Source organism: Pantoea sp. Lu_F5_004 (genome assembly GCF_051136245.1).
In the GTDB taxonomy this organism is placed as follows: Bacteria; Pseudomonadota; Gammaproteobacteria; order Enterobacterales; family Enterobacteriaceae; genus Pantoea; species Pantoea agglomerans.
Genome location: NZ_CP194946.1, coordinates 1,818,356 through 1,842,877, shown reverse-complemented (window position 1 = coordinate 1,842,877; position 24,522 = coordinate 1,818,356). Strand labels below are relative to the sequence as shown.

Annotated in this window: 24 protein-coding genes; 11 read left to right on the top strand and 13 right to left on the bottom strand. The window is 54.6% G+C overall.

Features of this window, described 5'->3' with window-relative positions:
• Window positions 1-12: 12 nt before the first annotated feature.
• Complete coding sequence (gene proQ, locus ACR8BN_RS08480) at window positions 13-714, bottom strand: RNA chaperone ProQ (RefSeq protein ID WP_425000276.1); 702 nt, start codon at window positions 712-714, stop codon at window positions 13-15.
• A 96-nt stretch (window positions 715-810) separates the two neighbouring features.
• On the bottom strand, window positions 811-1,311 hold the full coding sequence (locus ACR8BN_RS08475) for a GAF domain-containing protein (RefSeq protein WP_010258773.1): 501 nt from the start codon (window positions 1,309-1,311) through the stop codon (window positions 811-813).
• A 213-nt stretch (window positions 1,312-1,524) separates the two neighbouring features.
• On the opposite strand from ACR8BN_RS08475, the gene yebS reads away from it, so the two are divergent.
• The 3 genes from yebS to rsmF all read left to right on the top strand — a co-directional run bounded on the left by yebS (window position 1,525) and on the right by rsmF (window position 6,882).
• A complete protein-coding gene (gene yebS / locus ACR8BN_RS08470; RefSeq protein WP_031591392.1) occupies window positions 1,525-2,769 on the top strand; it encodes a membrane integrity lipid transport subunit YebS in 1,245 nt (414 codons plus the stop codon).
• Window positions 2,738-5,371: an MlaD family protein gene (locus tag ACR8BN_RS08465; RefSeq protein ID WP_434747530.1), complete on the top strand. Its 2,634-nt coding sequence runs from the start codon at window positions 2,738-2,740 to the stop codon at window positions 5,369-5,371. The genes yebS and ACR8BN_RS08465 overlap by 32 nt, the downstream gene beginning before the upstream one ends.
• Window positions 5,372-5,454: 83 nt before the next feature.
• Window positions 5,455-6,882, top strand: a complete 1,428-nt coding sequence (rsmF, locus tag ACR8BN_RS08460; protein ID WP_434747529.1) for a 16S rRNA (cytosine(1407)-C(5))-methyltransferase RsmF — start codon at window positions 5,455-5,457, stop codon at window positions 6,880-6,882.
• A 1-nt stretch (window position 6,883) separates the two neighbouring features.
• Here rsmF and ACR8BN_RS08455 read toward each other — a convergent pair whose 3' ends face one another.
• The 4 genes from ACR8BN_RS08455 to ACR8BN_RS08440 form a co-directional block, all read right to left on the bottom strand.
• Entirely contained in the window at window positions 6,884-7,531 is a 648-nt protein-coding gene (locus ACR8BN_RS08455; RefSeq protein WP_191938669.1) for a metallophosphoesterase, read from the bottom strand.
• Between the two features lie 313 nt (window positions 7,532-7,844).
• Window positions 7,845-8,057 carry a DUF1272 domain-containing protein gene (locus ACR8BN_RS08450; protein WP_010258758.1) on the bottom strand — a complete coding sequence of 71 codons (213 nt, stop codon included), beginning with the start codon at window positions 8,055-8,057 and terminating at the stop codon, window positions 7,845-7,847.
• A 146-nt stretch (window positions 8,058-8,203) separates the two neighbouring features.
• On the bottom strand, window positions 8,204-9,553 hold the full coding sequence (locus ACR8BN_RS08445; RefSeq protein ID WP_031591397.1) for an MFS transporter: 1,350 nt from the start codon (window positions 9,551-9,553) through the stop codon (window positions 8,204-8,206).
• Between the two features lie 140 nt (window positions 9,554-9,693).
• Window positions 9,694-11,724, bottom strand: coding sequence for a choline transporter (locus tag ACR8BN_RS08440; protein ID WP_031591398.1), 2,031 nt, complete (start codon window positions 11,722-11,724; stop codon window positions 9,694-9,696).
• Window positions 11,725-11,979: 255 nt separating this feature from the next.
• Here ACR8BN_RS08440 and betI point away from each other — a divergent pair, with 255 nt between their 5' ends.
• The 8 genes from betI to ACR8BN_RS08400 all read left to right on the top strand — a co-directional run bounded on the left by betI (window position 11,980) and on the right by ACR8BN_RS08400 (window position 18,901).
• On the top strand, window positions 11,980-12,573 hold the full coding sequence (gene betI, locus ACR8BN_RS08435) for a transcriptional regulator BetI (protein ID WP_010258750.1): 594 nt from the start codon (window positions 11,980-11,982) through the stop codon (window positions 12,571-12,573).
• A 14-nt stretch (window positions 12,574-12,587) separates the two neighbouring features.
• Window positions 12,588-14,060, top strand: a complete 1,473-nt coding sequence (gene betB, locus ACR8BN_RS08430) for a betaine-aldehyde dehydrogenase (RefSeq protein ID WP_208003087.1) — start codon at window positions 12,588-12,590, stop codon at window positions 14,058-14,060.
• A 23-nt stretch (window positions 14,061-14,083) separates the two neighbouring features.
• Window positions 14,084-15,766, top strand: coding sequence for a choline dehydrogenase (betA, locus tag ACR8BN_RS08425; RefSeq protein ID WP_033779020.1), 1,683 nt, complete (start codon window positions 14,084-14,086; stop codon window positions 15,764-15,766).
• Between the two features lie 429 nt (window positions 15,767-16,195).
• Window positions 16,196-16,546, top strand: coding sequence for a multidrug/spermidine efflux SMR transporter subunit MdtJ (gene mdtJ, locus ACR8BN_RS08420; RefSeq protein ID WP_434747528.1), 351 nt, complete (start codon window positions 16,196-16,198; stop codon window positions 16,544-16,546).
• Entirely contained in the window at window positions 16,533-16,862 is a 330-nt protein-coding gene (gene mdtI, locus ACR8BN_RS08415; protein ID WP_434747527.1) for a multidrug/spermidine efflux SMR transporter subunit MdtI, read from the top strand. The genes mdtJ and mdtI overlap by 14 nt, the downstream gene beginning before the upstream one ends.
• A 200-nt stretch (window positions 16,863-17,062) precedes the next feature.
• Entirely contained in the window at window positions 17,063-18,205 is a 1,143-nt protein-coding gene (locus tag ACR8BN_RS08410; protein WP_083067877.1) for an acyltransferase family protein, read from the top strand.
• A 148-nt stretch (window positions 18,206-18,353) separates the two neighbouring features.
• Window positions 18,354-18,614, top strand: coding sequence for a hypothetical protein (locus tag ACR8BN_RS08405; protein ID WP_031591403.1), 261 nt, complete (start codon window positions 18,354-18,356; stop codon window positions 18,612-18,614).
• 101 nt (window positions 18,615-18,715) lie between these two features.
• Window positions 18,716-18,901 carry a hypothetical protein gene (locus ACR8BN_RS08400; RefSeq protein ID WP_031591405.1) on the top strand — a complete coding sequence of 62 codons (186 nt, stop codon included), beginning with the start codon at window positions 18,716-18,718 and terminating at the stop codon, window positions 18,899-18,901.
• 97 nt (window positions 18,902-18,998) lie between these two features.
• Here ACR8BN_RS08400 and ACR8BN_RS08395 read toward each other — a convergent pair whose 3' ends face one another.
• The 7 genes from ACR8BN_RS08395 to copC all read right to left on the bottom strand — a co-directional run bounded on the left by ACR8BN_RS08395 (window position 18,999) and on the right by copC (window position 24,450).
• On the bottom strand, window positions 18,999-19,136 hold the full coding sequence (locus tag ACR8BN_RS08395) for a hypothetical protein (protein WP_010258717.1): 138 nt from the start codon (window positions 19,134-19,136) through the stop codon (window positions 18,999-19,001).
• A gap of 213 nt (window positions 19,137-19,349) precedes the next feature.
• A complete protein-coding gene (adhP, locus tag ACR8BN_RS08390) occupies window positions 19,350-20,372 on the bottom strand; it encodes an alcohol dehydrogenase AdhP (protein WP_434747526.1) in 1,023 nt (340 codons plus the stop codon).
• A gap of 551 nt (window positions 20,373-20,923) precedes the next feature.
• Window positions 20,924-21,364 carry a WapI family immunity protein gene (locus ACR8BN_RS08385; RefSeq protein WP_086905961.1) on the bottom strand — a complete coding sequence of 147 codons (441 nt, stop codon included), beginning with the start codon at window positions 21,362-21,364 and terminating at the stop codon, window positions 20,924-20,926.
• Window positions 21,365-21,381: 17 nt separating this feature from the next.
• Window positions 21,382-22,056: a hypothetical protein gene (locus ACR8BN_RS08380; RefSeq protein WP_434747525.1), complete on the bottom strand. Its 675-nt coding sequence runs from the start codon at window positions 22,054-22,056 to the stop codon at window positions 21,382-21,384.
• Window positions 22,057-22,815: 759 nt separating this feature from the next.
• Entirely contained in the window at window positions 22,816-23,163 is a 348-nt protein-coding gene (locus ACR8BN_RS08375; RefSeq protein ID WP_010670792.1) for a YebY family protein, read from the bottom strand.
• 28 nt (window positions 23,164-23,191) lie between these two features.
• Complete coding sequence (copD, locus tag ACR8BN_RS08370; protein WP_434747524.1) at window positions 23,192-24,067, bottom strand: copper homeostasis membrane protein CopD; 876 nt, start codon at window positions 24,065-24,067, stop codon at window positions 23,192-23,194.
• Between the two features lie 5 nt (window positions 24,068-24,072).
• Window positions 24,073-24,450, bottom strand: coding sequence for a copper homeostasis periplasmic binding protein CopC (gene copC / locus ACR8BN_RS08365; protein WP_434747523.1), 378 nt, complete (start codon window positions 24,448-24,450; stop codon window positions 24,073-24,075).
• Window positions 24,451-24,522 lie beyond the last annotated feature (72 nt).

The following is a 24,522-nucleotide window of genomic DNA, read 5'->3' as shown; positions in this document are numbered from 1 at the left end:
TTAGCCTCCGTTTCAGAACTGCAAGTGTTCTGCGCGCACAATCATTGCCATGCCGGAAGCGAGCTGGACCCGAACGCCGTCTTTTGATACTTCAAGAACGGTAGCGTCCATCGCACTTTTGCCTGCTTTAACTTTAATACTCTGGCCGGGTTGCAAAGTTGAGGTATCAGTGATGGGTCGGGCTTCCTGCTCCGGACGTGGGGCTGGCTTGCGATGCTGTGAGGCGGTCGCACGCGATGCAGTGGTCTGCGGACGCGGTTTACGCGCTGCTTCGCCTTCTGCAGGCTTACGTGCCGCGGGCTTGCGTGGACGACGCGGTGCCGCGCCCTCTTCGCTTTCGCCTGCTTCACGACGCGCGGCGCGCTGCTGGTCACGCTGCGCCTGGACGCGTGCTTTCGCTTCTTCCAGTTGCTTGCGTGCATGCTCAACGTGTTGCTCATCCAGCACGCCACAGGCGTTACCGTCGAGATCGACACGGATAGCACCGGCTTTGATGCCGTACAGATAACGCCAGCTTGACGTATAGAGACGCAGCGCGGAACGCAGCTGTGTTTTGCTCAGACCCATTTCGCCCTGAACACGCTCGACCAGATCCTGAAAGATACCGATTTTGAGCGGACGCGCTTCACCTTCAGCGCTAAAGCAGTGCGGAAAGCGCTCCGCCAGAAAAGTGATGACTTCTTTACTGCTATTCAACTTAGGTTGATTTTCCATGAAATTTCCTGATTACAACGGGTTTGCCGACCAGCGCAGGCATGAACAGGCGACATTATAATGACAACATCGCTAAATGCCATGTGATCCAGTCGATTAGCTGCGCGTCAGCTGCAGATATTTTTCTAAGTCGCTGTTCGCAAGCACTTCACAAAGCCCATCAGTCAGTGTGACCAGCCCCGATTCGTCGTCGCTGTCAAAGCGATTGTACGCCACGCTGTCGATGTCCAGCACCCCAACCACAGTGCCGTTCACTTTCAGAGGAATCACAATCTCAGCATTGCTGGCAGCGTCACAGGCGATGTGGCCCGGGAAGGCATGCACATCATCTACGCGTTGCACTTTTTCTTCTGCCAGCGCCGTGCCACACACACCTTTACCGACCGGAATGCGCACACAGGCGATTTTGCCCTGGAACGGGCCCAGCACCAGCGTATCCGCTTCCGTCAGCAGGTAGAAACCTGCCCAGTTCACGCCATCGAGACGTTCGTACAGCAGCGCGCTAAAGTTTCCCATCGCGGCGAGGAACGCCGTTTCTCCCGCCAGTAAGGCGCGCATATCGCGATTCAAATCGGCGTAAAAGGCAGTTTTGTTCATTATTCAACCGTTACCAATGACATCTGAACGGGCATTAGAGACCGTTCGTTAAAAATAAGTTTTAAATATCCAGAGCCACAAGGTGAATCATAGCGTTAGTTGCTATACCCTTAGCATTCTGTGGATCGAAGCGTGATGCCCGAGACAGGCACACAGACAATGTCTTTATGACCGATATCTGTTACTTCTGAAGAGCGAAGATTGCATCACCCTATGAAAATTCACGCTATCAGCCAGACATTGCCTCACGCACGTTATCAGCGTTGCCCGCAATGCGATACCCTTTTTTCCTTACCGGATGTGAAATCTCATCAGTCGGCACATTGCCCACGCTGTAACGCCGAAATTCTCAGTGGTCGCGACTGGCCGATGACCCGTCTTATGGCGATGGCCGCCACCATGATTGTGTTAATGCCCTTTGCTTTCTCCCTGCCGCTGGTAGATATCCGGCTGCTTGGCATGCGCATCAATGCCAGCGTACTGGAAGGCATCATCCAGATGACCCAGCAGGGTGATGTACTGACGGCCTCAATGGTGGCGTTCTGCACCATCGGCGCGCCGGTAACACTGGTGGCGGGTATCTGTTATCTCGGTATCGGCCACCGGCTGGGCATGAACCTGCGTCCCGTGCTGCTGATGCTGGAGAAGCTGAAAGAGTGGGTGATGCTCGATATCTATCTGATCGGCATCGCCGTGGCGTCGATTAAAGTGCAGGACTATGCTTCGCTGGAGATTGGCTACGGGCTGGCGGCTTACATCTCCCTGACGGTGCTGAGCGTGCTGACACTGATCCATCTGAATATGGAGCAGCTGTGGGAGCATTTCTACCCGCAGACGCCTGGCAATATGGCCCGTGACGATATGCAGGTCTGTCTGAACTGTCACAACACCAGCATACCCGATGAACGGGGCCGCTGCCCGCGCTGCCACACGCCGCTCGACTTCCGACGCCGCCACAGCCTGCAGAAATCCTGGGCCGCGCTCATCGCATCGATTGTGCTGTTGATCCCCGCAAATCTGATGCCGATCTCCGTGGTCTATCTTAATGGCTCACGGCGTGAGGACACCATCTTCTCCGGCATCCTGGGGCTGGGCGAAGGCAATATTCCGGTGGCGGCGATTGTTTTTATCGCCAGTATTCTGGTGCCGTTTATCAAGGTGCTGGTAATGCTGACTCTGCTGCTCAGCATTCATTTTCGCTGTGAACAGGGGCTGAGAACCCGCATCCGCTTGCTGCGGTTTGTCACCTGGGTTGGCCGCTGGTCAATGCTCGATCTGTTTGTCATTTCGTTAACCATGTCGCTGGTCAACCGTGATCAGCTGCTGGCTTTTACCATGGGACCGGCGGCGCTGTTTTTTGGCGCGGCCGTCATCCTGACCATTATGTCTGTTGAGTGGCTGGACAGCCGCCTGCTCTGGGATGCACATGCAACAGGAAACGCCGACTACACCGACTAACGCAACGCTGCGCAATAAGCGCAAAATTTCGCCCTTCTGGCTGCTGCCGATTATTGCGATGCTGATCGCCTGCTGGCTGCTCTGGACCAATTATCAGGAGCGCGGCACCACCATCACCATCAATTTCCAGACGGCGGATGGTATCGTGCCGGGTCGCACCCCGATCCGCTATCAGGGCGTGGAAGTGGGCACCGTGCAGGGCATTAATCTCAGTGATGATTATCGCAGCATTCAGATTAAAGCCAGCATCAAGAGCGATATGCGCGATGCGCTGCGTGAAGATACTCAGTTCTGGCTGGTGACGCCTAAAGCCTCGCTGGCGGGTGTGTCGGGGCTGGATGCGCTGGTCGGCGGTAACTACATCGGGATGATGCCAGGTAAAGGTAAACCCAGCGAGTCGTTTACCGCGCTGGATACGCAGCCCAAATATCGGGTAAATACCGGCGAATTGATGATCCATCTGCATGCGCCCGATCTCGGCTCGCTCAACACCGGCTCGCTGGTCTATTACCGCAAAATTCCGGTTGGTCGGGTCTATGACTACAGCATTAACAGCAAATCCGATGGCGTGTCGATTGATGTGCTGATTGACCGTCGCTTTATCAATCTGGTGAAAACCAACAGCCGTTTCTGGAACGTGTCAGGCATGAATGCTGACGTCAGTCTGAGCGGGGCTAAAGTGCAGCTGGAGAGTCTGGCGGCGCTGGTCAATGGTGCGATCGCGTTTGACTCACCACAGGGTGCGGAAACGGCCAAAGCTGAGCAGAATTACCGGCTCTATCCCGATCTGGCGCATAGTCAGCGCGGCGTGCAGATCACGCTGGATCTGCCCAACGGCAACAATCTCAAGGCGGGCAGCACCCCGCTGATGTATCAGGGACTGGAGGTCGGCACGCTGACCAAACTGAACCTGCAGGATGGCGGCAAGGTCACCGGCGAACTGACCATCGATCCCTCTGTTGTCGGTCTGATGCGCAGCGGCACCCGCATTGAGATGCACAGTCCGAAAATCAGCCTGACGGATACCAGCCTCAGCGCGCTGCTGACCGGCAACACGCTGGAACTGGTGCCGGGCGAAGGCGAGCCGCAGCAGCACTACACCGTGCTGGCGTCCAATGAGACTCTGCTGCAGAAGCCCCATGTGCTGACGGTAAAACTCAGCGCGCCAGAGAGCTATGGTATCGATCAGGGCCAGCCGCTGATGCTGCACGGCATGCAGATTGGTCAGGTGATGTCGCGTACGCTGGATGAAAATGGCGTGAATTTCGTGGTAGCAGTCAATCCTGAAAATCGCAATCTGGTGCATGGCGACAGCAAATTTATCGTCAACAGTCGGCTGGATGTGAAGTTCGGCCTTGATGGCATGCAGGTATTAGGTGCCAGCGCCCGTGAATGGGTGGATGGCGGTATCCGGCTGGATCCGGGCAAAAAGGGCGAGCCAAAAAGTGCCTATCCGCTGTTTGCCGATGCTGAAAAAGCGGAAGAAGGCATCACCGGCGATGGCCCTTCTACCTCGCTGATGCTGACCGCCAACAGTCTGCCTGACGTGCAGGCCGGCTCTGTCGTGCTTTACCGCAAATTTCAGGTGGGTGAGATTGTCAAAGTCACGCCGCGCGCTGACGCCTTTGATATTGCGGTACATATCCAGCCGGAGTATCGCAAGCTGCTGACCAGCGAAAGCGTGTTCTGGGCTGAGGGTGGCGCACGCGTCAGCCTTAACGGCAGCGGCCTGACGGTGCAGGCTTCGCCGCTTAACCGCGCGCTGAAAGGCGCGATCAGTTTCGACAATATGAGTGGTGCGCAGTCGGCCAAAGGGGCCAAACGCGTCCTCTATCCGTCTGAAACCGCCGCCCGCGCGGTGGGTAGCCAGATTACACTGCACACCTATGACGCCAGCAAGCTCTCTGCCGGAATGCCGATTCGTTACCTGGGTATTAATGTCGGCCAGGTGGAGTCACTGTCGTTAAGCAAAGATAATAATCAGGTGGTGGCGAAAGCGGTACTCTATCCGGAGTATGTGAACGATTTCGCCCGTCTCGGCAGCCGTTTCTCGGTGGTCTCACCGGAAATTTCCGCTACCGGCGTGAATCATCTGGAAACCCTGTTGCAGCCTTACATCAACGTGGATCCAGGTAAAGGTGGCGCCGCGCGCACGTTTGAGCTGCAGGAGAGCACCATTACCGACTCCCGCTACCTTAATGGCCTGAACATTTATGTTGATGCCACTGAGGCCGGTTCACTGTCGCTGGGTACGCCGGTGCTGTTCCGTGGTGTGGAAGTGGGTACCGTGACCGGCACTTCACTGGGTAATATGGCGGATCGTGTGCAGATCGCCCTGCGCATCAGTAAGAAGTACCAGCATCTGGTGCGTAATAACTCGGTGTTCTGGCTGGCATCCGGCTATAACCTGGACTTCGGTCTGGTGGGTGGCGTAGTGAAAACCGGGACATTCCAGCAGTTTATTCGCGGTGGCATTCAGTTTGCGACGCCGCCGACGGTGCCGCTGGCGCCACAGGCGAATCCGGATAAACACTTCCTGCTGCAGGATGAAGCGCCGAAAGATTGGCGTAACTGGGGAACGGCGATCCCGTCTCCGCGCTAAAGGCTATCTCAAACGGGCAGCCTGGCTGCCCGTTTCCTTTCCTCATGGTACACTGCCGCCTTTGTCTTAACTGGAATGTGCCCGTGTCAGATGCTTCTTCGCTTTTCCCCGCCGATTTTCTCTCATTAATGCGCCAGAGCCTGCCCGATGAGGCGAGCCTCGAACAATTTATTGCGTGCAGTCAGCAACCCCTGCGCCGCAGTATTCGCATCAATACCCTGAAGATCAGCGTGGCTGACTTTCTGAGTCAGACCGCTAATTATGACTGGCAGCTGACGCCGGTGCCGTGGTGCGAAGAGGGATTCTGGATCAGTCGGGAAGATGAGAGCCTGCCGCTGGGCAGCGTAGCTGAGCATCTCAGCGGCCTGTTCTACATTCAGGAGGCCAGCTCCATGCTGCCGGTGACCGCGCTGTTTGATGCTCAGTCAGAGGTCAGCGCCGTGATGGATATGGCGGCGGCACCGGGTTCTAAAACGACCCAGATTGCTGCGCGGATGGGCAATCAGGGCGTTATCCTGGCTAACGAATTCTCCTCCAGCCGGGTAAAAGTATTGCACGCCAATATCAGCCGCTGTGGCGTCAGCAACAGTGCCTTAACGCACTTTGACGCGCGGGTCTTCGGACCAGCCCTGCCGGAACAGTTCGACGCCATCCTGCTCGACGCGCCCTGCTCCGGCGAAGGGGTGATTCGCAAAGATGCTGATGCGCTGAAAAACTGGTCGCTGGCAAGTACGCACGAAATCGCCGCGACCCAGCGCGATCTGCTCGACAGTGCCTTCCACGCCCTCAAACCCGGCGGCACGCTGGTTTACTCTACCTGCACCCTGAATCAGATTGAGAATCAGCAGGTTATCGCCTGGCTGCTGGAGCGTTATCCGGACGCTGTTGAGGTTGTAGCGCTCGATGGGCTGTTTGAGGGTGCCGGACAGGCCGCGACGCCCGAGGGCTATCTGCATGTCTTCCCGCAGATGTTCGACAGCGAAGGCTTTTTCGTTGCCCGGCTGCGTAAAACCGCGTCGGTCGAACCCTTACCGCTTCCGGGCTACAAAGTGGGTAAACTGCCCTTCTCCCACCTCAGCCGCAAGCTGGAAAGTGAGATAGCCCAGGCCGCCGCCGCGGTCTCTCTTAAATGGGATGCGTCGCTGGAGCTGTGGCAGCGTGACAAAGAGATCTGGCTGTTCCCGAAGGCCGTCACCCCGCTGCTGGGCAAAGTGCGGTTCTCGCGCATCGGCCTGAAGCTGGCAGAAACCTTTGCTAAAGGCTATCGCTGGCAGCATGAAGCGGTGATTGCGCTGGCAAAACCCGATGCGGCGCAGACTTTTGAGCTCACCGCAGCAGAGGCGGAAGAGTGGTATCGCGGGCGGGATATCTACCCGGAAACGGAACCCACCCGTAATGAGATGATTGTCACTTATCAGCAGCAGCCGCTGGGGCTGGCTAAAAAAGTCGGCAGCCGTATCAAGAACAGCTATCCGCGGGAGCTGGTGCGCGACGGACGCCTGTTCCGCTGAGTCACTTTATTTGCACCATCGTCAGATGATTGCCAAACACTGCGCCGGTATCGATGTAGTGCAGATTGGCAATCGTCAGCGGCTGTTTCAGCGGCGTGTGTCCGAAGTAAAAGGCGTCAGCGCCACGGATACCCGCCCGTTCGCCTGACTCCATCGCCTCCAGCCGCTGACGGCTCCAGACCACCTGCTGCCAGTCGAGTGGCTTATTCAACGCATATTCCCGGGCCGGATAATCAGCATGAGCAATCACAACAGTTCGCTCATCGAGTTGCAGATGGAGAATCAGCGGCAGCTCACGGCAACGCTGCAACACGTGACGCGCCGCAATCAACGCTGCACCACGCAGCCGAAAAAACCAGTCGCCACCGTTCATCTGCCAGAGCGCCATTTCCTGCCCCTGTAATGCTGACAGCGCCATCTCCTCATGATTCCCCCGCACGCAGCGAAACCAGGGCTCCTCCAGCAGCGCCAGACAACCCAGGCTGTCGGGCCCGCGATCGATGATATCACCCACCGAAATCAGTAAGTCCTGCTGCGGGTCAAACTGATGCTGCTGCAACAGCGCATCCAGTTCGCGGCGGCAGCCATGCAGATCGCCGACCACCCAGATCCGTCGCCACGCTGCGCCATTCAGGGATTGGTAAAACATCGCTGCACCCGGCCTTTGTCTGCTGAAAACTTCTTCAGAGTATAGTCAGGGCTGACCCTGTACTGGCATGACGAGCTGGAAAGCAGAATGCAAAGGAGGCTGGCAACAAGGGAGCAAGGGAGCAAGGGAGCAAGGGAGCAAGGGAGCAAGGAGGCCTGACAAAACGATTAAAGAGAGGTGAAAGGAGCGTCCCTCCCGGCGCTTATCTCCGGCACTCAGTTAAGGTGGTAGCTCTGTCAGGGACGAAATACATCATAAAGCGATCAGGCGCGCCAGGCTATTCTGCCCCCATCATATCTGTAGTCATTTGGGATCAGCTACGCATTTTAGCCGGATATTTCTGCAGTTTCTCTGCCGGGCGCACCGGACGGCGCACCAGTTCACCGCCGCAGTTGGGGCAAAGATGAGTGAGATGCTCAGCACAGTCAGCGCAGAAAGTGCATTCAAACGAGCAGATGCGTGCCGCCAGAGAAGATGGCGGCAGATCAACGTCGCAGCGTTCACAATTGGGGCGAAGTTCCAGCATGGTGTGACTCCTTAAAAAGCGGTATGCGCCAGCTTCGCGGTTGCTGACCCGAATGTCGAGCCAGCAACCGGACAAGAGTGTGTCAGATCCGGACATCCTGCTTTAACGGTACAGTCATCGGCGAATGGCATCCTGCTGTGCCGCTGCTATTTGTGCCGCTGATCTTCAGTAAGGTCATCGGGCAAATCCTCTTCGTCAGCTGTGCCATCGAACTCAGCACTCTCCTCTTCCGGCTCCTGACCGCCCATCGACGCATGAATCACCTCCTCTTCCAGCGTCGGGATCAGCGCGGCACCCAGTGGCGAGGTCGCCAGACTGTCAGGCATCACCACATGCGGCAACGGCACTTCGGTCGTCGGAAGCGGACCCGGCGCACGCACATAACTCAGTCCGCCAATCACCAGCGCACAGAGCATAAAGAAGAGATAGAGCATATTGCTGCCCAGCGGCTGCATCAGCGCGCCGACCACCAGCGGGCCGATACTGGCGCCAATACCAAACGCCATCAGCAGACAGGCAGTTAACGAGACACGTCGATCGGCGGCGACCTGATCGTTGGCCAGCGCCACCTGCAACGGATAGAGCGCAAACTGCATCATGCTGGCGGCAAAGGCGATGCCAATCATCCAGTGGAAGGTCAGATGCGGCAGTACCACCAGCGGCACGCAGGCCACGGCAAAGAGCATGGCAATGATGAATAACAGCCGCTGGCGGTCGTAGCGGTCAGAGAGCCAGCTCAGCGGAAACTGCGACACCAGTCCGGCAAAAATCGTGAGACTCATAAAATAACCGGTCTGGCTGGTGGTGAAGCCTTTGCTGCTGCCATAAACCGGTGCCAGGCCATAGAACGCGCCAATCGCCATGCCGGTCACCAGGGTGGTGCCGAGCAGTTTGGGAATAGTGCGGATAAAATAGCCCAGCTCCATCGGCGCCGGCGTCATGGGCCGGACATGAGTGCGGGTGGTCAGTGCAATTGGCACCAGACAGAGCGCGAAACAGAGCGCCACAATCAGCAGCGTGCTCACCCCAAACCCCGATTGCAGGCTCAGGATCACCTGTCCGCCACTGAGTCCAAGGTAGGTGGCGACCATATAGAGGCCGAAAATCATGCCGCGCTGGGAAGATTCCGCCTGATCGTTGAGCCAGCTCTCCAGCACCATGTACTGGCACATCATGCAGAGCCCGATAATCAGACGCAGAAAGACCCACAGCGGAATAAAGTCTGTCAGCCCGTGACCCACCACCGAGGCGGTAATGATCCCGGCACAGGCCACGTAGGCACGGATATGGCCGACGCGGGCAATCAGGTTGTGCCCCACCTTGCCGCCAATCACCAGCCCGATATAGTTGGCCGCAATAATCGCGCCGATCAGCGCACCATTAACCTGCTCACTGGCCAGCCGCAACGAGACGTAGGTAGTCAGTAAACCGGAACCCAGCAGCATCAGAAGCGTAGTGGTATAGAGCGGCAGAAACGTACTGAATATTTTTCCCATATGACTCCCTGTCTACGCTTTTCAGGCATCAGGCCAGCAAAGCCCTAAAGATAGTCGATTTCGGCAGGTGAAGCGGTATTGTTGATGACGACGGTAGCGAAAAAAAGCCCGCCAGCAATTGCTCACTGACGGGCCCTGACTTAAGCGCTTGGGAAGCTGATGTTGCTGCCCGGCGCTTCACGGTTGAGATGGATGAAGTTCAGGTGTCGCTCATACTGATCCAGTATGTCGATGATCACCTGCTCTTTGCTGTAATCCATTAAGTCGTTACCCTGGCTGCCTTCCATCAGGAAGGTTTCCAGCCGGTAGTAGGTCGACTTACCGCTGCGGGCGCGATAGGTGAAGCCCGGAATCGAATATTGCTGCGGCCAGACCTGATAGATAAAGTCCTGCTCCTCGCCCAGATGGACGCGCAGATCCAGATAGCCAATCGGGTTGCTTTCATCCGGCTCAACGCTCTCCAGCGTGACCCGGCCATCCCGCAGCTCCAGCTCTTTCGCCACTTCCTGCATCGCCGGATAGATGGTTTTTTCCATCATCTGCTGGGTATAACGCGAGCCAGGGTAGTTCATCAGGCGCGAAAGACGCTTCTTCCAGGTCAGGCGATCGGTCGCATGAGCCAGATAGGGCGCGGTGTCGCGCGTGGCGCTGGCCCGACGGTGATCTTCAATCTTCAACGATTTAAACAGCCCCGCCATCACAAAGAAGATAACAAAGCTGAACGGCAGCCCCATGATCACCGTGGTGTTCTGCAAGGCAGTGATACCGTTGGTCATCAGCATACTCATGGTCAGTACCCCAATCGCCACAGACCAGAAGATACGCAGCCAGTTCGGTGCATCACTGTTGATGTCTTTCAGTCGCGAGGTGAAGTTACCCAGCACCAGCGAGCCGGAATCCGCCGAGGTGACGTAGAACAGCATACCGGTGATCGTCGCGACCGAGGCGCTGAGTTTAAACGCCGGATACTGCGCCAGCAGGCTATAGAAGCCGCGCTCCGCATGATTCATTACTTCCTGCGCAAACTCCGTATTGCCGTGGATGATCTGATACAGCGCGGCATTACCGAACACTGACAGCCACAACAGCGTAAAGGTAAACGGAATAATCAGCGTGCCCAGCACGAACTCACGGATGGTACGACCACGTGAGATACGTGCCAGGAACAGGCCGACGAATGGCGACCAGGCTACCCACCACGCCCAGAAGAAGAGCGTCCAGCTGTTCATCCACTGTGTCGGGCGATCAAACGCAAAGGTATTGAGCGTCATGCCCATAAAGCGGTTGATATAATCCCCGACGTTCAGCACCAGCGCATTCAGCAGGAACTCGGTGTTGCCGAAGAACAGCACAAACAGAATCAGTCCCAGCGCCATCACCACGTTCAGCTCAGAGAGAATACGGATCCCTTTATCGACGCCCGACGTGACAGAAATGGTGGCGATCACCACGGAGAGGACAATCAGTGCGGCCTGCGCGGTCAGGCCTTCCGGGATATCAAACAGCACTTTGAGGCCATAGTTAAGCTGCACGACTCCGATGCCGAGTGTGGTGGCGATACCAAAGATGGTGCCCACCACGGCGGCGATATCTACGGTGTGGCCAATCGGGCCATAGATGCGTTTACCAAAGATGGGGTAGAGCGCGGAACGGATGGTCAGCGGCAGGTTATAGCGATAGCTGAAGTAGCCCAGCGCGATGCCCATCAACGCATACATTGACCAGCCGGTCAGTCCGTAGTGGAACAGCGTCCAGACCATCGCCTGGCGGGCCGCTTCCATCGTCTGCCCTGCTCCCTCCGGCGGCTGCATATACTGCGTCACCGGTTCGGCGACCGAGAAGAACATCAGGTCGATGCCGATCCCGGCGGCGAACAGCATGGCGGACCAGCTGAGCACGCTGAACTCGGGTTTGGAGTGCTCCGGCCCGAGCTTGATCGAACCAAAGCGTGAGCAGGCCATATAGAGCACAAAAACAATATAGAGCGTGGCAGCCAGCATGTAGTACCAGCCGAAGGTGGCGGAAACCCAGTTTACCGCCTTGAGGATCCAGCTCGCGGCCAGTTCACTGTAGAGAATCGTCACAAGTGAAAACGTCAGAATCAATCCGGCAGAGGTATAAAATACAACGGGATTGAGTCTGTCTTTTTCACCGGCAGGTGGATTATTCATCGGTTACCTCTGGTTAATGTCCTGAAAATACGCAATGGATAAGTCTTGCCGTCCACGGCTTTCCGGCCTTGCGGCCCTGTTTCGTTCTGTCACTTCCTGTTAATCACTCAGGCAAACCAGCCTATTTTAGCACTCATTGCCGTTTCGCTTTCGCTACATTTAAAGAACAGCATCCTAACAAAGTTTCTTTTTATATTGAACGTGCAATCAAAAAAAGTTTAAATAGGGGCTCGATTTGAGGGTGGAGCTGGAGCTATGCCAAAGGTAGGGATGCAGCCGATACGTCGTCGGCAACTGATTGATGCGACCCTGAGCACGATTAATGAAGTGGGGATTAATGATGCCACTATCGCCCAGATCGCCCGTCGGGCGGGGGTATCCACCGGCATCATCAGTCACTACTTCAAGGATAAGAACGGCTTACTGGAAGCCACGATGCGTGATGTGACGCGTCAACTGCGGGAGGCGGTATTGTCGCGGTTAGAACCGCTGGCCGGTGCCTCTGCAGAACAGCGGTTGTGTGCCATCGTTGAGGGTAATTTTGATGATACCCAGGTGCACACGGCAGTGATGAAAGCCTGGCTCGACTTCTGGTCGAGCAGCATGCATCAGCCCCAGCTTAATCGCCTGGAGCGGGTCAGCAGCCGGCGGCTCTACTCAACGCTGGTGGTCGAATTCCGGCGTGAACTGCCGCTGGAGAAGGCAAGGCTGGCCGCACACGGTCTGGCTGCCCTGATAGATGGTCTGTGGCTGCGCGCCGCGCTGAGCGGTAAGCCATTTAACCCGGTCATCGCCCTCACACTGACCACCCAATTCATCCGTCAGCAACTGGCTGGCGAGCACGAATAACGGAAGGAGAAAACATGTCCCGATTCACCGAGCAGAAACTCTACATCGATGGCGCTTATGTTGCCGCAGCGTCTGGCGAAACGTTCCAGACGATTAACCCGGTCAACGGCGAAGTGCTGGCAGAGGTTCATGCCGCCGGCCAGGAAGATGTCAATCGCGCCGTTGCTGCCGCCAGAAAAGGCCAGAAAGTCTGGGCCGCGATGACCGCCATGGCGCGCTCGCGTATCCTGCGTCGCGCCGTCGATATTCTGCGTGAGCGTAATGATGAGCTGGCAGAGCTGGAAATGCTCGATACCGGTAAGCCTTACAGCGAAACCTCAGCGGTCGATATCGTCACCGGCGCAGACGTACTGGAGTATTACGCCGGTCTGGTTCCGGCGCTGGAAGGTCAGCAGATCCCACTGCGCGAAACCTCCTTTGTTTACACCCGCCGCGAACCGCTGGGCGTGGTAGCTGGTATCGGTGCCTGGAACTACCCGATTCAGATCGCCCTGTGGAAATCCGCGCCCGCGCTGGCGGCGGGTAACGCGATGATTTTCAAACCGAGTGAAATGACCCCGCTCACTGCCCTGAAGCTGGCGGAAATTTACACCGAAGCGGGGCTGCCGGATGGCGTGTTCAACGTGCTGCCGGGCATCGGTTCGGTTACCGGTCAGTTGCTCACTGAGCACCCTGGCATCGACAAAGTCTCCTTCACCGGTGGCGTCGTCAGCGGCAAAAAAGTGATGGCCAATGCAGCAGGTTCAACGCTGAAAGAGGTCACCATGGAACTGGGCGGTAAATCACCGCTGATCATCTTTGATGATGCCGATCTCGATCTGGCCGCCGACATCGCCATGATGGCGAACTTCTACAGCTCCGGTCAGGTCTGTACCAACGGCACCCGCGTCTTTATTCCTGCAAAACTGCAGGCCGCATTCGAGGCGAAAATCAGCGAACGCGTCGCCCGCATTCAGGCAGGCGATCTGCGTGACCCGGCGACCAACTTTGGTCCGCTGGTCAGCTTCAGCCATCGCGACAATGTGATGCGTTATATCGAATCCGGCATCGCTGAAGGCGCACGCGTACTGTGCGGCGGCAAACGTCTGACCGGTGGCGATTTCGACCAGGGTGCCTGGGTTGCACCCACCGTGTTCACCGACTGCCGTGATGAGATGAAGATTGTGCGTGAAGAGATCTTCGGACCGGTCATGTCGATCCTGAGCTACGAAAGTGAAGAAGAAGTGATCCGCCGCGCCAACGACACCGAATTTGGTCTGGCCGCCGGACTGGTGACGCAGGATCTCAATAAGGCGCACCGCGTGATTCATCAGATCGAAGCAGGTATCTGCTGGATTAATACCTGGGGCGAATCGGCCGCAGAGATGCCAGTGGGGGGTTACAAGCACTCCGGCATTGGCCGTGAGAATGGCCTGATGACGCTGCAGAGCTACACCCAGGTGAAGTCCGTGCAGGTTGAGCTGACGCGTTTTGAGTCAGTCTTTTAATCACTTAACCTGAGGAACGATGAATGGAATTTGATTACATTATTATTGGAGCCGGATCCGCAGGAAACGTTCTGGCTACCCGTCTGACCGAAGAGAGCAACGTGAGCGTCCTGTTGCTGGAAGCGGGCGGCCCGGATTACCGCTTTGATTTTCGCACCCAGATGCCTGCGGCTCTCGCCTTCCCGTTACAGGGCAAACGCTATAACTGGGCCTATGAAACCGAGCCAGAGCCTTACATGAACAATCGCCGCATGGAGTGTGGTCGCGGCAAAGGTCTGGGCGGTTCATCACTCATTAACGGCATGTGTTATATCCGCGGTAACGCGATGGATCTCGATAACTGGGCCAGCGAACCTGGGCTGGAGAACTGGAGCTATCTGGACTGCCTGCCCTACTACCGTAAAGCGGAAACCCGCGATATCGGCCCGAACGATTTCCACGGCGGCGACGGCCCGGTGTGTGTTGCAACGCCTAAAGCGGGCAATAATGTGCTGTTTGAAGCGATGATTGAGGCCGGCGTGCAGGCGGGTTATCCGCGCACAGACGACCTTAATGGCTATCAGCAGGAAGGTTTCGGTCCGATGGATCGTACCGTCACACCAAACGGTCGTCGTTCCAGCACTGCGCGTGGCTATCTCGATATGGCTAAAGGCCGCGCTAACCTGAAGATCATCACGCACGCCACCACCGATCGCATCATCTTCGATGGCAAGCGCGCGGTCGGTGTGGAGTATCTGCAGGGCGACAGCAACACCATCAACAAAGTAACCGCGCGTCGTGAAGTGCTGCTGTGTGCCGGCGCTATCGCTTCGCCGCAGATCCTGCAGCGTTCTGGCGTGGGTTCTCCTGAGCTGCTGAAGCAGTTCGACATCCCGGTGGTTCACGACCTGCCGGGCGTGGGTGAAAACCTGCAGGACCATCTGGAGATGTATCTTCAGTATGAGTGTAAGGAACCGGTCTCAATCTATCCGGCTCTGAAGTGGTGGAATCAGCCGAAAATCGGTGCAGAGTGGATGTTTAACGGCACCGGTATCGGCGCCAGCAACCAGTTTGAAGCGGGTGGCTTTATCCGCAGCCGCGAAGAGTTCAGCTGGCCGAACATTCAGTATCACTTCCTGCCGGTGGCGATTAACTACAACGGCTCCAACGCGGTTGATGCCCACGGCTTCCAGTGTCACGTCGGCTCAATGCGTTCTCCAAGCCGCGGTCATGTACGCCTGAAGTCACGCGATCCGCGTCGTCATCCGGCCATTCTGTTTAACTACATGTCGCATGAGCAGGACTGGCATGAGTTCCGCGATGCGATTCGCATCACGCGCCAGATCATTAATCAGCCAGCGCTGGACAAGTACCGTGGCCGTGAAATCAGTCCGGGACTGGATTGCCAGACAGATGAGCAACTGGATGAGTTCGTGCGTAACCACGGCGAAACCGCCTATCACCCGTGCGGCACCTGTAAGATGGGTAACGACCCGATGTCCGTCGTTGATGGCGAAGGTCGTGTGCATGGACTGGAAGGCTTACGCGTGGTTGATGCGTCGATTATGCCGCTGATCATCACCGGTAACCTGAACGCCACCACTATCATGATTGGCGAGAAGATTGCCGATAAGATTCGTGGTCGCGATCCATTGCCGCGCAGCACCGCCGCTTATTATGTCGCGGGTGATGCACCCGTTCGCACGGTTCCGCAGCGCGCTGAATAATACGTGACAGCGTCACTTAATAATAGTCGGGCACTTTTATTGCCCGGCTATTTTTTCATTACGGTTTACCACACATCCTTTTCCACATTTCACCATTTTCAAATCATCAAACCTTAACCGACATCAAACAAAGCAGCATCTGCTGTTGATTTGGTGATGTGCAGAATGCTATAAATCCAGCGTCTATTTAACCGGAGGCACTATCCGTCCACTGATGAGAAGCAACAATGTGGATGTGTTGTAAATTTTATGAGCAGAATGTTCATGTCAAACCCCCTGTTTTCCCCCATTTGCCTTTCTGGCTGGAATGCCGCCGATCAGCACTGGCGTAACGCCCTGTAGTCCCCTCACCACTTCGACACTGTTCTGAGTCTGCCCGCACGTTGTGCGTTGTTGCAGGTCGTCATTTATCGTTGCTGGAGAGCACCCATGCGCGCCTGGGTTTTATTATCACTCGCTATTGTTACTGAGATTATTGGTACCCTTTTTATGAAATGGTCCAGCCTCAATGGCAGCCATTCCGGCTACCTGATGATGCTGGGCATGATTGCCTGTTCTTATATTCTGCTGAGTTTCGCCATTAAACGTATCGCCCTGGGCGTGGCTTATGCCCTGTGGGAAGGTATCGGCATCATGCTGATTATGTTATTCAGCGTGCAACTGTTTGGTGAAACGTTGTCAGCGCTGAAAATCTGTGGGCTGGTGACGCTGATCGTCGGAATTGTGTTGATCAAAACCGGCACCCAATCATCAGCGGAGGTTAATCATGCTCATCGCTGATCTTGTTCATGCGTCCTGGCTGGCGCTGGCTATCGTGCTGGAGATTGCCGCCAACATATTCCTTAAATATTCTGATGGGTTTAAGAAACCGCTGTACGGTCTGCTTTCACTTTGTTGTGTCCTGCTCGCGTTTAGCGCACTCGCTCAGGCGGTCAAAGGTATCGATCTCTCGATCGCCTATGCGGTCTGGGGCAGTTTTGGGATTATCGCCACTGTCGCGGCCGGATGGGTGTTGTTTGGCCAGCGGCTGAACCGCAAAGGCTGGGCCGGCCTGACCCTGCTGCTGGCCGGTATGATCCTGTTAAAACTGGCCTGATCGGCCATCTCAATCAGTGATATTGATTAAGGGTGTGCCACTGCACGCCCTTAACTTCCTGTGCTTTCCCACCCTGTTTCGGTTGATTTTTCCCTCCTGCCTGTGCTCGGAATCCTCTTACTTTTGTAAAGGCCCGTTTACATATCTGTTGCCTTGAGGCTTAGTGAGCGCCGAAGGTCGGATAAAAACGAGGAATAGTTATGTCTGCAACACGAGGTTGGTCTACCGAGCTGGAGGGATTACGCGGCATCGCTTCTCTCTGGGTATTAGTTGGCCATATCAGCTTACTGGTTCATTGCCATATCACGCTTATTTCATCCCCTGGCATCGGAGTCGATCTGTTTATTCTGTTATCGGGTTATCTGATGGCGAAAAACTACGTCGAGCGTCAGCAGAAAGAGCCGTGGCAGAGCACAGAGACCATTAAGAAGTTCTGGATCCGGCGCTTCTTCCGCATCGCCCCGCTCTACTATCTGCTGCTAATCATCGCTCTGATTTATGGCCCGTGGTTTGGCGAGATGCGTGACACCATTGCTCACTTCTATTCCGGCACCGCCACTGAATCATCGCGTTACACCGACCAGTCGCTGGCAAACATCCTGACCCACTTCAGTTTCCTGTTCGGCCTGCTGCCCGAATATGGTTTTAATACCGTGCTGCCTGACTGGAGTATCGGGCTGGAGATGCAGTTCTATCTGCTGTTCCCGTTCATCATGCTGGTGACGCTGCGCTTTGGTTATGCCGCATCGCTGATTGGCATCATGGCGCTCTGCTGCGCTGGCCGGTATGTGCTGGCAGATTATTATGAGGCGTTTGAGATGCCTTCAATGATCCTGATAAAGCTGAATATGTTCCTGTCGGGCATGCTGCTGGCCGAGGCGATTCGCCGTAAATCCCTGCTCTACGTCGCCTTTGCGCTGCTCGGCCCGGTCGCCAGCGTGGCGATGGGTCTGGGCGCGATTAAGCTGCAGGTGATTATGGAGGCGCTGATGATCGTCGGTATGACGGCGATTCTGTGGCAATACCCGCAGGGCAGCCTGATGGCAACGCTGATTGCTCTGCCACGTAAGCTGCTGAACAACCGTCTCAGCACCTGGCTGGGCGACGTGTCGTTCTCGGTCTACCTGCTGCATCTGCTGATTGTGCTCCCGATGATCGCACTGCTGCTCAATCACACCGACATTGAGTTTAAGAGCGACATGATGCGTTTCCTGATTGTCTGCGTCTCTGCCATCCCGGTGACCTATGCGCTGGCCTCTTTACTCTATAAATATGTTGAGAAGCCCGGCATTCAGATTGGTAAGCGCGTGCTGAAGCCGAAGCTGGCCGATCAGACCAGTTAAGTTTTTAACGCAGCCCATCCCTTTCCTAAAAGCCCCTGACGGGGCTTTTTTATTGCCGCTTCACATGGCTTCTCCTGAGCGGAAGTCAGCACACCCGCCGAGGTGAACTACACTTTCCCGGTTAACAATCTGACGCAGAGGAGAGAACATGAGCATTCAGCATCTGCTGCTATCCAGTGACGGTGGCGCAGTGATCATTGAAGCAGAACAACTCGAAAGTGAGCTGGTTATCCCGCCCCACCTGCAGACCCTGACCGGCGGTGAAGCTGACAGCGATACCGGCCATCGGGTGGCGGTAACAAAGCACTACTGCAAGGGACGCTACTATGCGGTTGCCCTTGATCGCCATGCGGCCAGCAATGAAATTGATGACGTGATCGACCTGCTGCATCCGGCCCCGCTTGATTAGTCTTTGTCGGACAGAACCAGTTAAGTTCAGCTGAACTGCTGGCGGAAAAACTCAGTATTGCCGGTGTGCGGCATTTACCTATTCAGAAGAGGATAAGTATCATGCAAAAGAAGAAGTGGTTTGTTTCTTACGTGATTAAGCCTGAAGGTGAAAATCATGTCACGACTCACGCCTTTATCGAGGGTGACGATGTCGAGGAGGCGCTGGAAGCCTTTATGTTCGAAACCAAGAAAAGCCTGTCGCTGGAAACCGGAGAGCTGATTCTGCTTTCGGTGAGCCTGGTGTAACCTCTGATTAACCTCGCAATTGCGGGGTTTTTTATGTCCTGTATCAGGATCGGTTATCTATTTATATTATTTATAATTTCCCTGGTGCGGCACTCAGTTACTTACTGGGATAAGGCCAGGCGTGATCCACGCCAGTTGATGACAGCAGACCGGTAACAGCCAGATACGCCAGTATCAGGACAAACAGCACAATCGCTGCGATTTCAATGGATTTGAGTAAGTGATGCTTAGCCATAAATAACCCTCCTTCAGATGTGTGTAATCAGACTTCACCCCATAAACTATAATGTTACCGGTAAAGTTCAAGTGAAAATCACATCATGAAACATAAAGCCGCGCTTATTAATGCTTTAACCGAATGTGCTCTTAGGCATTCAGAGGGAGAGAACTGGCCTTACAGGCATAAAAAAGCCCGCACGGCGCGGGCTTCTGCGATTATCAGCACGGATTATTCAGCAGGCTGACCGGTAAAGTCGATTACCATCCTGCCGCGGATCTTGCCCTGAATCATCTCATCGAAGATGGCATTGACCTCACCAATCTTCCTTTTGGTCACCTTCGGCACCACCTTCCCTTCTGCCGCAAACTGTAAAGCTTCCGCCAGATCGTTACGCGTTCCGACCAGCGATCCCACCACCTGTATGCCATCGAGCACCAGACGTGGAATATTCAGGCTCATCGCTTCTGGCGGCAGTCCGACAGCCACTACCCGACCACCGGCCCTGACCGCATCGACAGCAGAGTTAAACGCCGCTTTAGCAACCGCCGTTACCACAGCCGCATGCGCCCCACCGGTTTGCTCCTGAATAAAGCGAGCCGCATCTTCGCTGGCAGAGTTTACGACCAGGTCGGCGCCCATCTCTTTCGCCAGTGCCAGTTGCCCATCACTCACGTCAACTGCGATCACTTTGGCGTTAAAGACATTTTTTGCATACTGCAGGGCGAGATTTCCCAGCCCGCCAAGACCGTAAATCGCCAGCCACTGACCCGGTTTTACCTCGGACACTTTCACCGCTTTATAGGTGGTGACACCGGCGCAGGTGACACTACTGGCGGCGTATGGGTCAAGCCCATCGGGGACTTTGACCGAGTAGTCTGCAACGACGATACACTCTTCAGCCATGCCGCCATCGACGGTATAACCGGCATTGACGACCTCTCTGCAGAGCGTTTCGTTACCGGAGTTACAGTATTGGCAGTGACCACAGCCCTTAAAGAACCAGGCCACGCTGGCACGATCGCCTGGCTTGAGTGAGGTGACATCTGGCGCGACTTCCTCAACAATACCGATACCTTCGTGGCCCAGCGTCACGCCGGTTTTATCACCGAAATCACCGTTCTTCACATGCAGATCGGTATGGCATACGCCACAGCATTCCATCCTGAGCCGTGCTTCGCCCGTTTTGAGAGGACGCAACGTCTTCTCAACCACTTCAACCTTGTGTTCACTGTTAGCAATTGCCGCTTTCATAAACGTTACTCCTTTTGATTGAAGACTTAAGGATAAGCCAAACCGCGGTGATGACAAGATGACAGGTAAGCTTTGGGTGCGAGGCTGGCAGGATTGTTTCTGCTTTTGTGAATGGGGTGGGTTTTTGGGATGGAGACCGGGCACTATAAGCTAGTAGGGTTATTTTGCGTTCGCTTTTCAACCCAAATTTTAAGCTCACTAATATGTCAGGGTTTTATTAATACCATCGGTTAAATTTAATATACACATAAGAAACTACGACAACCCATGTAAAACTAAGGAGTGCTGCATACTGCGGAACAAAGCAGATGAAGATATACACGCCCGCCACAATAACTGCAGCAGGGACTAAATATAAAAAAGACTTAATGAGCCATAAAATAGCACGCTTCATTTATTCAGAATCTCATATAGGGCGTCAGCAATTTTCCCCTGTTTGGCAGTACAGGTGCTGATACTGCCGCATCGAATATTGCATGGACGGAAAAACCTGAATAAAAACCCATTTTACGCCCAAAGCTTTCAGTTAAAACTTTTCAATGGCTAAATGTTTAATTCGGCCATTGAATCATTTCATCCAGCCTCTTCAGAATATCGGGGAAATAGCTTTCATTAAGGCCAAAGCTGCCTTTAACCTGAACGCTGTCGGCATGGGATTCCGGGCGAATATCAAACTCTACTATTACACCATCTTTACCAGTCACTTTCCTGATAACCATGTTGAGCTGACCACGCTCGCTGCGAAAAATGAAAGGTTTTAATTCGCGCTGTGCGATTATTGCCTGATAATTCGCGGCAAACTCATCCTTTAAAATTCTTAGCTCACCTACAGTAAATTCAGTCTGAAACTGTACTTTCACGCCGCTTACGGAGAATTCTATCCATGACTGGATCCAATCCCATAAGTGCCCAGCAGGATCTGCTTCATTGTCGGGTATCCTTTCAAAAGGAGAAATCACGAAGGTGAAATCCTCATTGCGAAAATCAAACATAAAAGCCTTCCTTTCAGTTAATCCATATATTTGAAATGCGATATCGTCCAGTCTGATTCACGCACCACAACTTCGAGGGTGTATTCTTTGTACTCATACTGCAGTGTTTGCTTATTAAAGCGTAGCTTGAACATTCTGGTTTCATATCTGAACATGCCCTCACCTTTACGGGGATCTGCCATTCTCTTGCCATATCGAATGGCTCGCTCCTGAATTTGCAGAGGGACATAGCGACCCGGTTCATACATGTGTTTTGCAGCAGCCTCAGTCATTTTAAGGTTACGTGCATGCAGCCCGAGTTTCAGTCTGCTGCGCAGAAAGGATATAGTGGATTGACTGAGCTTCGCATAAACAGCGGCACGTGCCCCTGATTCAAACAGCACCCGCCCTGTACGAAGGATACGAAAAATACCCAGGCCAAACAGGGCAATATCCGTGGGATCAATCAGGGGTGTTTCAAGTGGCGCTTCTTCCAGCCTGACAAAATACCCCTGAACGTCATAAATCTGCCACAAACCCGGAGCCTGTGCGACCGAGTAACCGATACACATACCGCTGGTTTCATCTGTTACGGGCTTTGCATTTCCTGGCAAATGGCTGGGGCGAATCTCAAAAAAAACGCCCTGAGGCAATCTCGACTCAAATGTGTAGTAACGTCCAGGTTCCTGTTTTGCTGCTGTTCCTGATATCATTCTCAATCCCTCGTTCATGATAATGGCTGCATTATAGTGCCACACTAAGATAAAACGATCACTCTCCGAAATTTGCCTATCCGTCCGTCAGAGAACTATAAATACGTGAATTCCTCGGCACGAGCTGTGTCCCCTAGCATACCTTCACTCAGTGGACATCGGATGAATGATTAGCGTCACTGTGTGTGCATTATCGAAATCAATAACGGCATGTTTGTCATGAAGACTTGATCCAACGTAACGCCCCAGATGGATTAATGAGAGTATTAGTCGAAGCGCGCGAAATGAGAGGTATTAAGATTGGGCCAGACCTGCCGAATTTTCATGAGATGAGACGCGCTGAAAGTCGACTATTTGATGTGAGAATCGAAGAAGTTTTTTGTAAAGGCCATTCGACCATAAAAAACTTTTCTATGAAGAAAAAACAATCGTGATTCAAGCGATCAGGAATATGTGATGGCATAGATTGAATAGTGTGATTTCGGGATGTTTCGTAACAATCACATAAAATCTTTATAAATCATAAAGCAAAAAAAGACCGAATACGATTCCTATATTCGGTCCAGGGAAATGGCTCTCAAGGAGCCGTGCGCTAAAAGTTGGCATTTATGAAGGCGATGTCGCCTTGCCATTTAACATTAGAACAGCGCGGTGGAATTGCCAGCAAACGTGAGGCGCAGGACCATAAACCGGATCAGTTTGTGATCGCAACGGCAAAAAAGAGGGGTTGGGCGCAGCGCGGTGCTGCACCCGACAGGTTTATTTACCGCACAACGCCTGGGTGCGCTCAACAATCGGCTGCAGACTCATCATCTGGCCCGGATGCGCTTTATCTTCGGCCTGGATCACGCTGATCGGCTGCGCTTTCACCTGTTTGTTTTTGAAAAGTGTGTCGGCGATATCGTTCAGGGGGTATGTCATCAGCGTGCTCGGGTTGATGGCAAACATCGCACCATCTTTCTCACAGGTCAGCATCACCTCTTCACGGTTAAACGGCCACTTCTCTTTACCGATCTCAAAGCGGCTGACGGTAATGATTTGTGCCGCCAGCGCCTGGCCGCATACGGATAACAACAGGATTGCGGGGATCACTTTCTTCAGCAACATAACTACCCTTTTCTCTCTTAAACCACATTCAGGCTGGCGACAGCGTGGCAAATACGCTGACCAGCCCAACCACTCCGCACGCCAGCAGCAGTTCAAGCTGCGTCATGCGAATAAATTTTTGCTGCGTCCCGCTGCCCGCCAGGCGGAATCGCGGCACCAGCCAGTATCGGTTAATCAGCGCCACCAGCACCATCAGGGCAACCAGCAGCACTTTGCACAACAACAATACAATGTAGCGTGAATCGTGCCACGTGAGCGGCCAGCCCACGATCATCACGCTGTTTATCAGGCCACTCAGCAGCGTTAACGCCACCGCCAGATGACCATAGCGCGAAAAGCGCATCATGGTGCGGATAGCGTCGGTACGGCGATCGATCTGGCGCGCCTCCCGCATCAACAGCAACAGAGGCAGTAATCCGCCCGTCCAGAACGCCGCGGCAATCAGATGCAGTGCATGATTGAGCTGCTGAAGCAATCCCGGCCAGTCATCGCGCATCGCGGCATGACCTATCAGAGCCATGCAGGCCAGTTGCAGTACGCCTGCCAGCAGTAACACGGGCTGACGCAGCCGCCCGGTCAGTAACAAACCGGCAACAGCCAGCAGGCTAAACAGGATTTCCCACAGCCACACGCCACCGAAGTGCGTGCCAATCACCGCCAGCCAGACATCAACATCGGCCAGATTGGTGCTGTCGCCGCTCATCAACACATTCTGGCAGGCCAGCATCGCCAGTGCACTCAGCAGCGCCAGCCAGGCGCTCCCTTTCACCAGCGGGTTTAATCGTCGCGCCAGTAGCGGTCGATAGCGTTTGGGTGCCAGCAGCGCGCTGTAACAGGCGCTGCCGGTCAGCAGCATCACGGCGGCAAAATGCAGCGCGCGTAACAGGATCCAGAGTGTGGTCACCGGCGTTACTTCACGCTAAAGCGATAGCTTCCTGCGGTTTTATGTCCATCCACCGACAGCACATGCCAGTTAACCTGATAGCTGCCCGCTTGCAGCGGCTGAGACAGGCCCACAATCAGCCGGTTTTTCTGGCCAGATTCAACGCGGGCTTTAGCGGTGGCGACAGGCTTCTTTGCACTATTCAGCAGCGTGACGCCGCTGAATGCCGCTTCAATATCTTCACTGAAGTTCAGCGTCAACGCATCGGTGGATGTCGTTACCTGCGCTTTGGCCGCCGGGATAGAAGACTGGAGATGCGCATGCGCCGCTGCCAGCGAACTGAATATCATCAGTCCGGCTGCCGCCAGCGCAATAATCATGCGGGAAATCAGTTTTTTATGCATAAGATCATCCTTTTAACCGCCGCCAGGGCGATAAACGTGGCAAAAGAATACGCTGCTGTATTTGCACTGTCG

Coding starts and splice junctions, on each gene's coding strand:
- proQ (WP_425000276.1), bottom strand. CDS start 714: ATGGAAAATCAACCTAAGTTGAATAGCAGTAAAGAAGTCATCACTTTT.
- ACR8BN_RS08475 (WP_010258773.1), bottom strand. CDS start 1,311: ATGAACAAAACTGCCTTTTACGCCGATTTGAATCGCGATATGCGCGCC.
- yebS (WP_031591392.1), top strand. CDS start 1,525: ATGAAAATTCACGCTATCAGCCAGACATTGCCTCACGCACGTTATCAG.
- ACR8BN_RS08465 (WP_434747530.1), top strand. CDS start 2,738: ATGCAACAGGAAACGCCGACTACACCGACTAACGCAACGCTGCGCAAT.
- ACR8BN_RS08455 (WP_191938669.1), bottom strand. CDS start 7,531: ATGTTTTACCAATCCCTGAATGGCGCAGCGTGGCGACGGATCTGGGTG.
- ACR8BN_RS08450 (WP_010258758.1), bottom strand. CDS start 8,057: ATGCTGGAACTTCGCCCCAATTGTGAACGCTGCGACGTTGATCTGCCG.
- ACR8BN_RS08445 (WP_031591397.1), bottom strand. CDS start 9,553: ATGGGAAAAATATTCAGTACGTTTCTGCCGCTCTATACCACTACGCTT.
- ACR8BN_RS08440 (WP_031591398.1), bottom strand. CDS start 11,724: ATGAATAATCCACCTGCCGGTGAAAAAGACAGACTCAATCCCGTTGTA.
- betI (WP_010258750.1), top strand. CDS start 11,980: ATGCCAAAGGTAGGGATGCAGCCGATACGTCGTCGGCAACTGATTGAT.
- betB (WP_208003087.1), top strand. CDS start 12,588: ATGTCCCGATTCACCGAGCAGAAACTCTACATCGATGGCGCTTATGTT.
- betA (WP_033779020.1), top strand. CDS start 14,084: ATGGAATTTGATTACATTATTATTGGAGCCGGATCCGCAGGAAACGTT.
- mdtJ (WP_434747528.1), top strand. CDS start 16,196: ATGCGCGCCTGGGTTTTATTATCACTCGCTATTGTTACTGAGATTATT.
- mdtI (WP_434747527.1), top strand. CDS start 16,533: ATGCTCATCGCTGATCTTGTTCATGCGTCCTGGCTGGCGCTGGCTATC.
- ACR8BN_RS08410 (WP_083067877.1), top strand. CDS start 17,063: ATGTCTGCAACACGAGGTTGGTCTACCGAGCTGGAGGGATTACGCGGC.
- ACR8BN_RS08405 (WP_031591403.1), top strand. CDS start 18,354: ATGAGCATTCAGCATCTGCTGCTATCCAGTGACGGTGGCGCAGTGATC.
- ACR8BN_RS08400 (WP_031591405.1), top strand. CDS start 18,716: ATGCAAAAGAAGAAGTGGTTTGTTTCTTACGTGATTAAGCCTGAAGGT.
- ACR8BN_RS08395 (WP_010258717.1), bottom strand. CDS start 19,136: ATGGCTAAGCATCACTTACTCAAATCCATTGAAATCGCAGCGATTGTG.
- adhP (WP_434747526.1), bottom strand. CDS start 20,372: ATGAAAGCGGCAATTGCTAACAGTGAACACAAGGTTGAAGTGGTTGAG.
- ACR8BN_RS08385 (WP_086905961.1), bottom strand. CDS start 21,364: ATGTTTGATTTTCGCAATGAGGATTTCACCTTCGTGATTTCTCCTTTT.
- ACR8BN_RS08380 (WP_434747525.1), bottom strand. CDS start 22,056: ATGATATCAGGAACAGCAGCAAAACAGGAACCTGGACGTTACTACACA.
- ACR8BN_RS08375 (WP_010670792.1), bottom strand. CDS start 23,163: ATGTTGCTGAAGAAAGTGATCCCCGCAATCCTGTTGTTATCCGTATGC.
- copC (WP_434747523.1), bottom strand. CDS start 24,450: ATGCATAAAAAACTGATTTCCCGCATGATTATTGCGCTGGCGGCAGCC.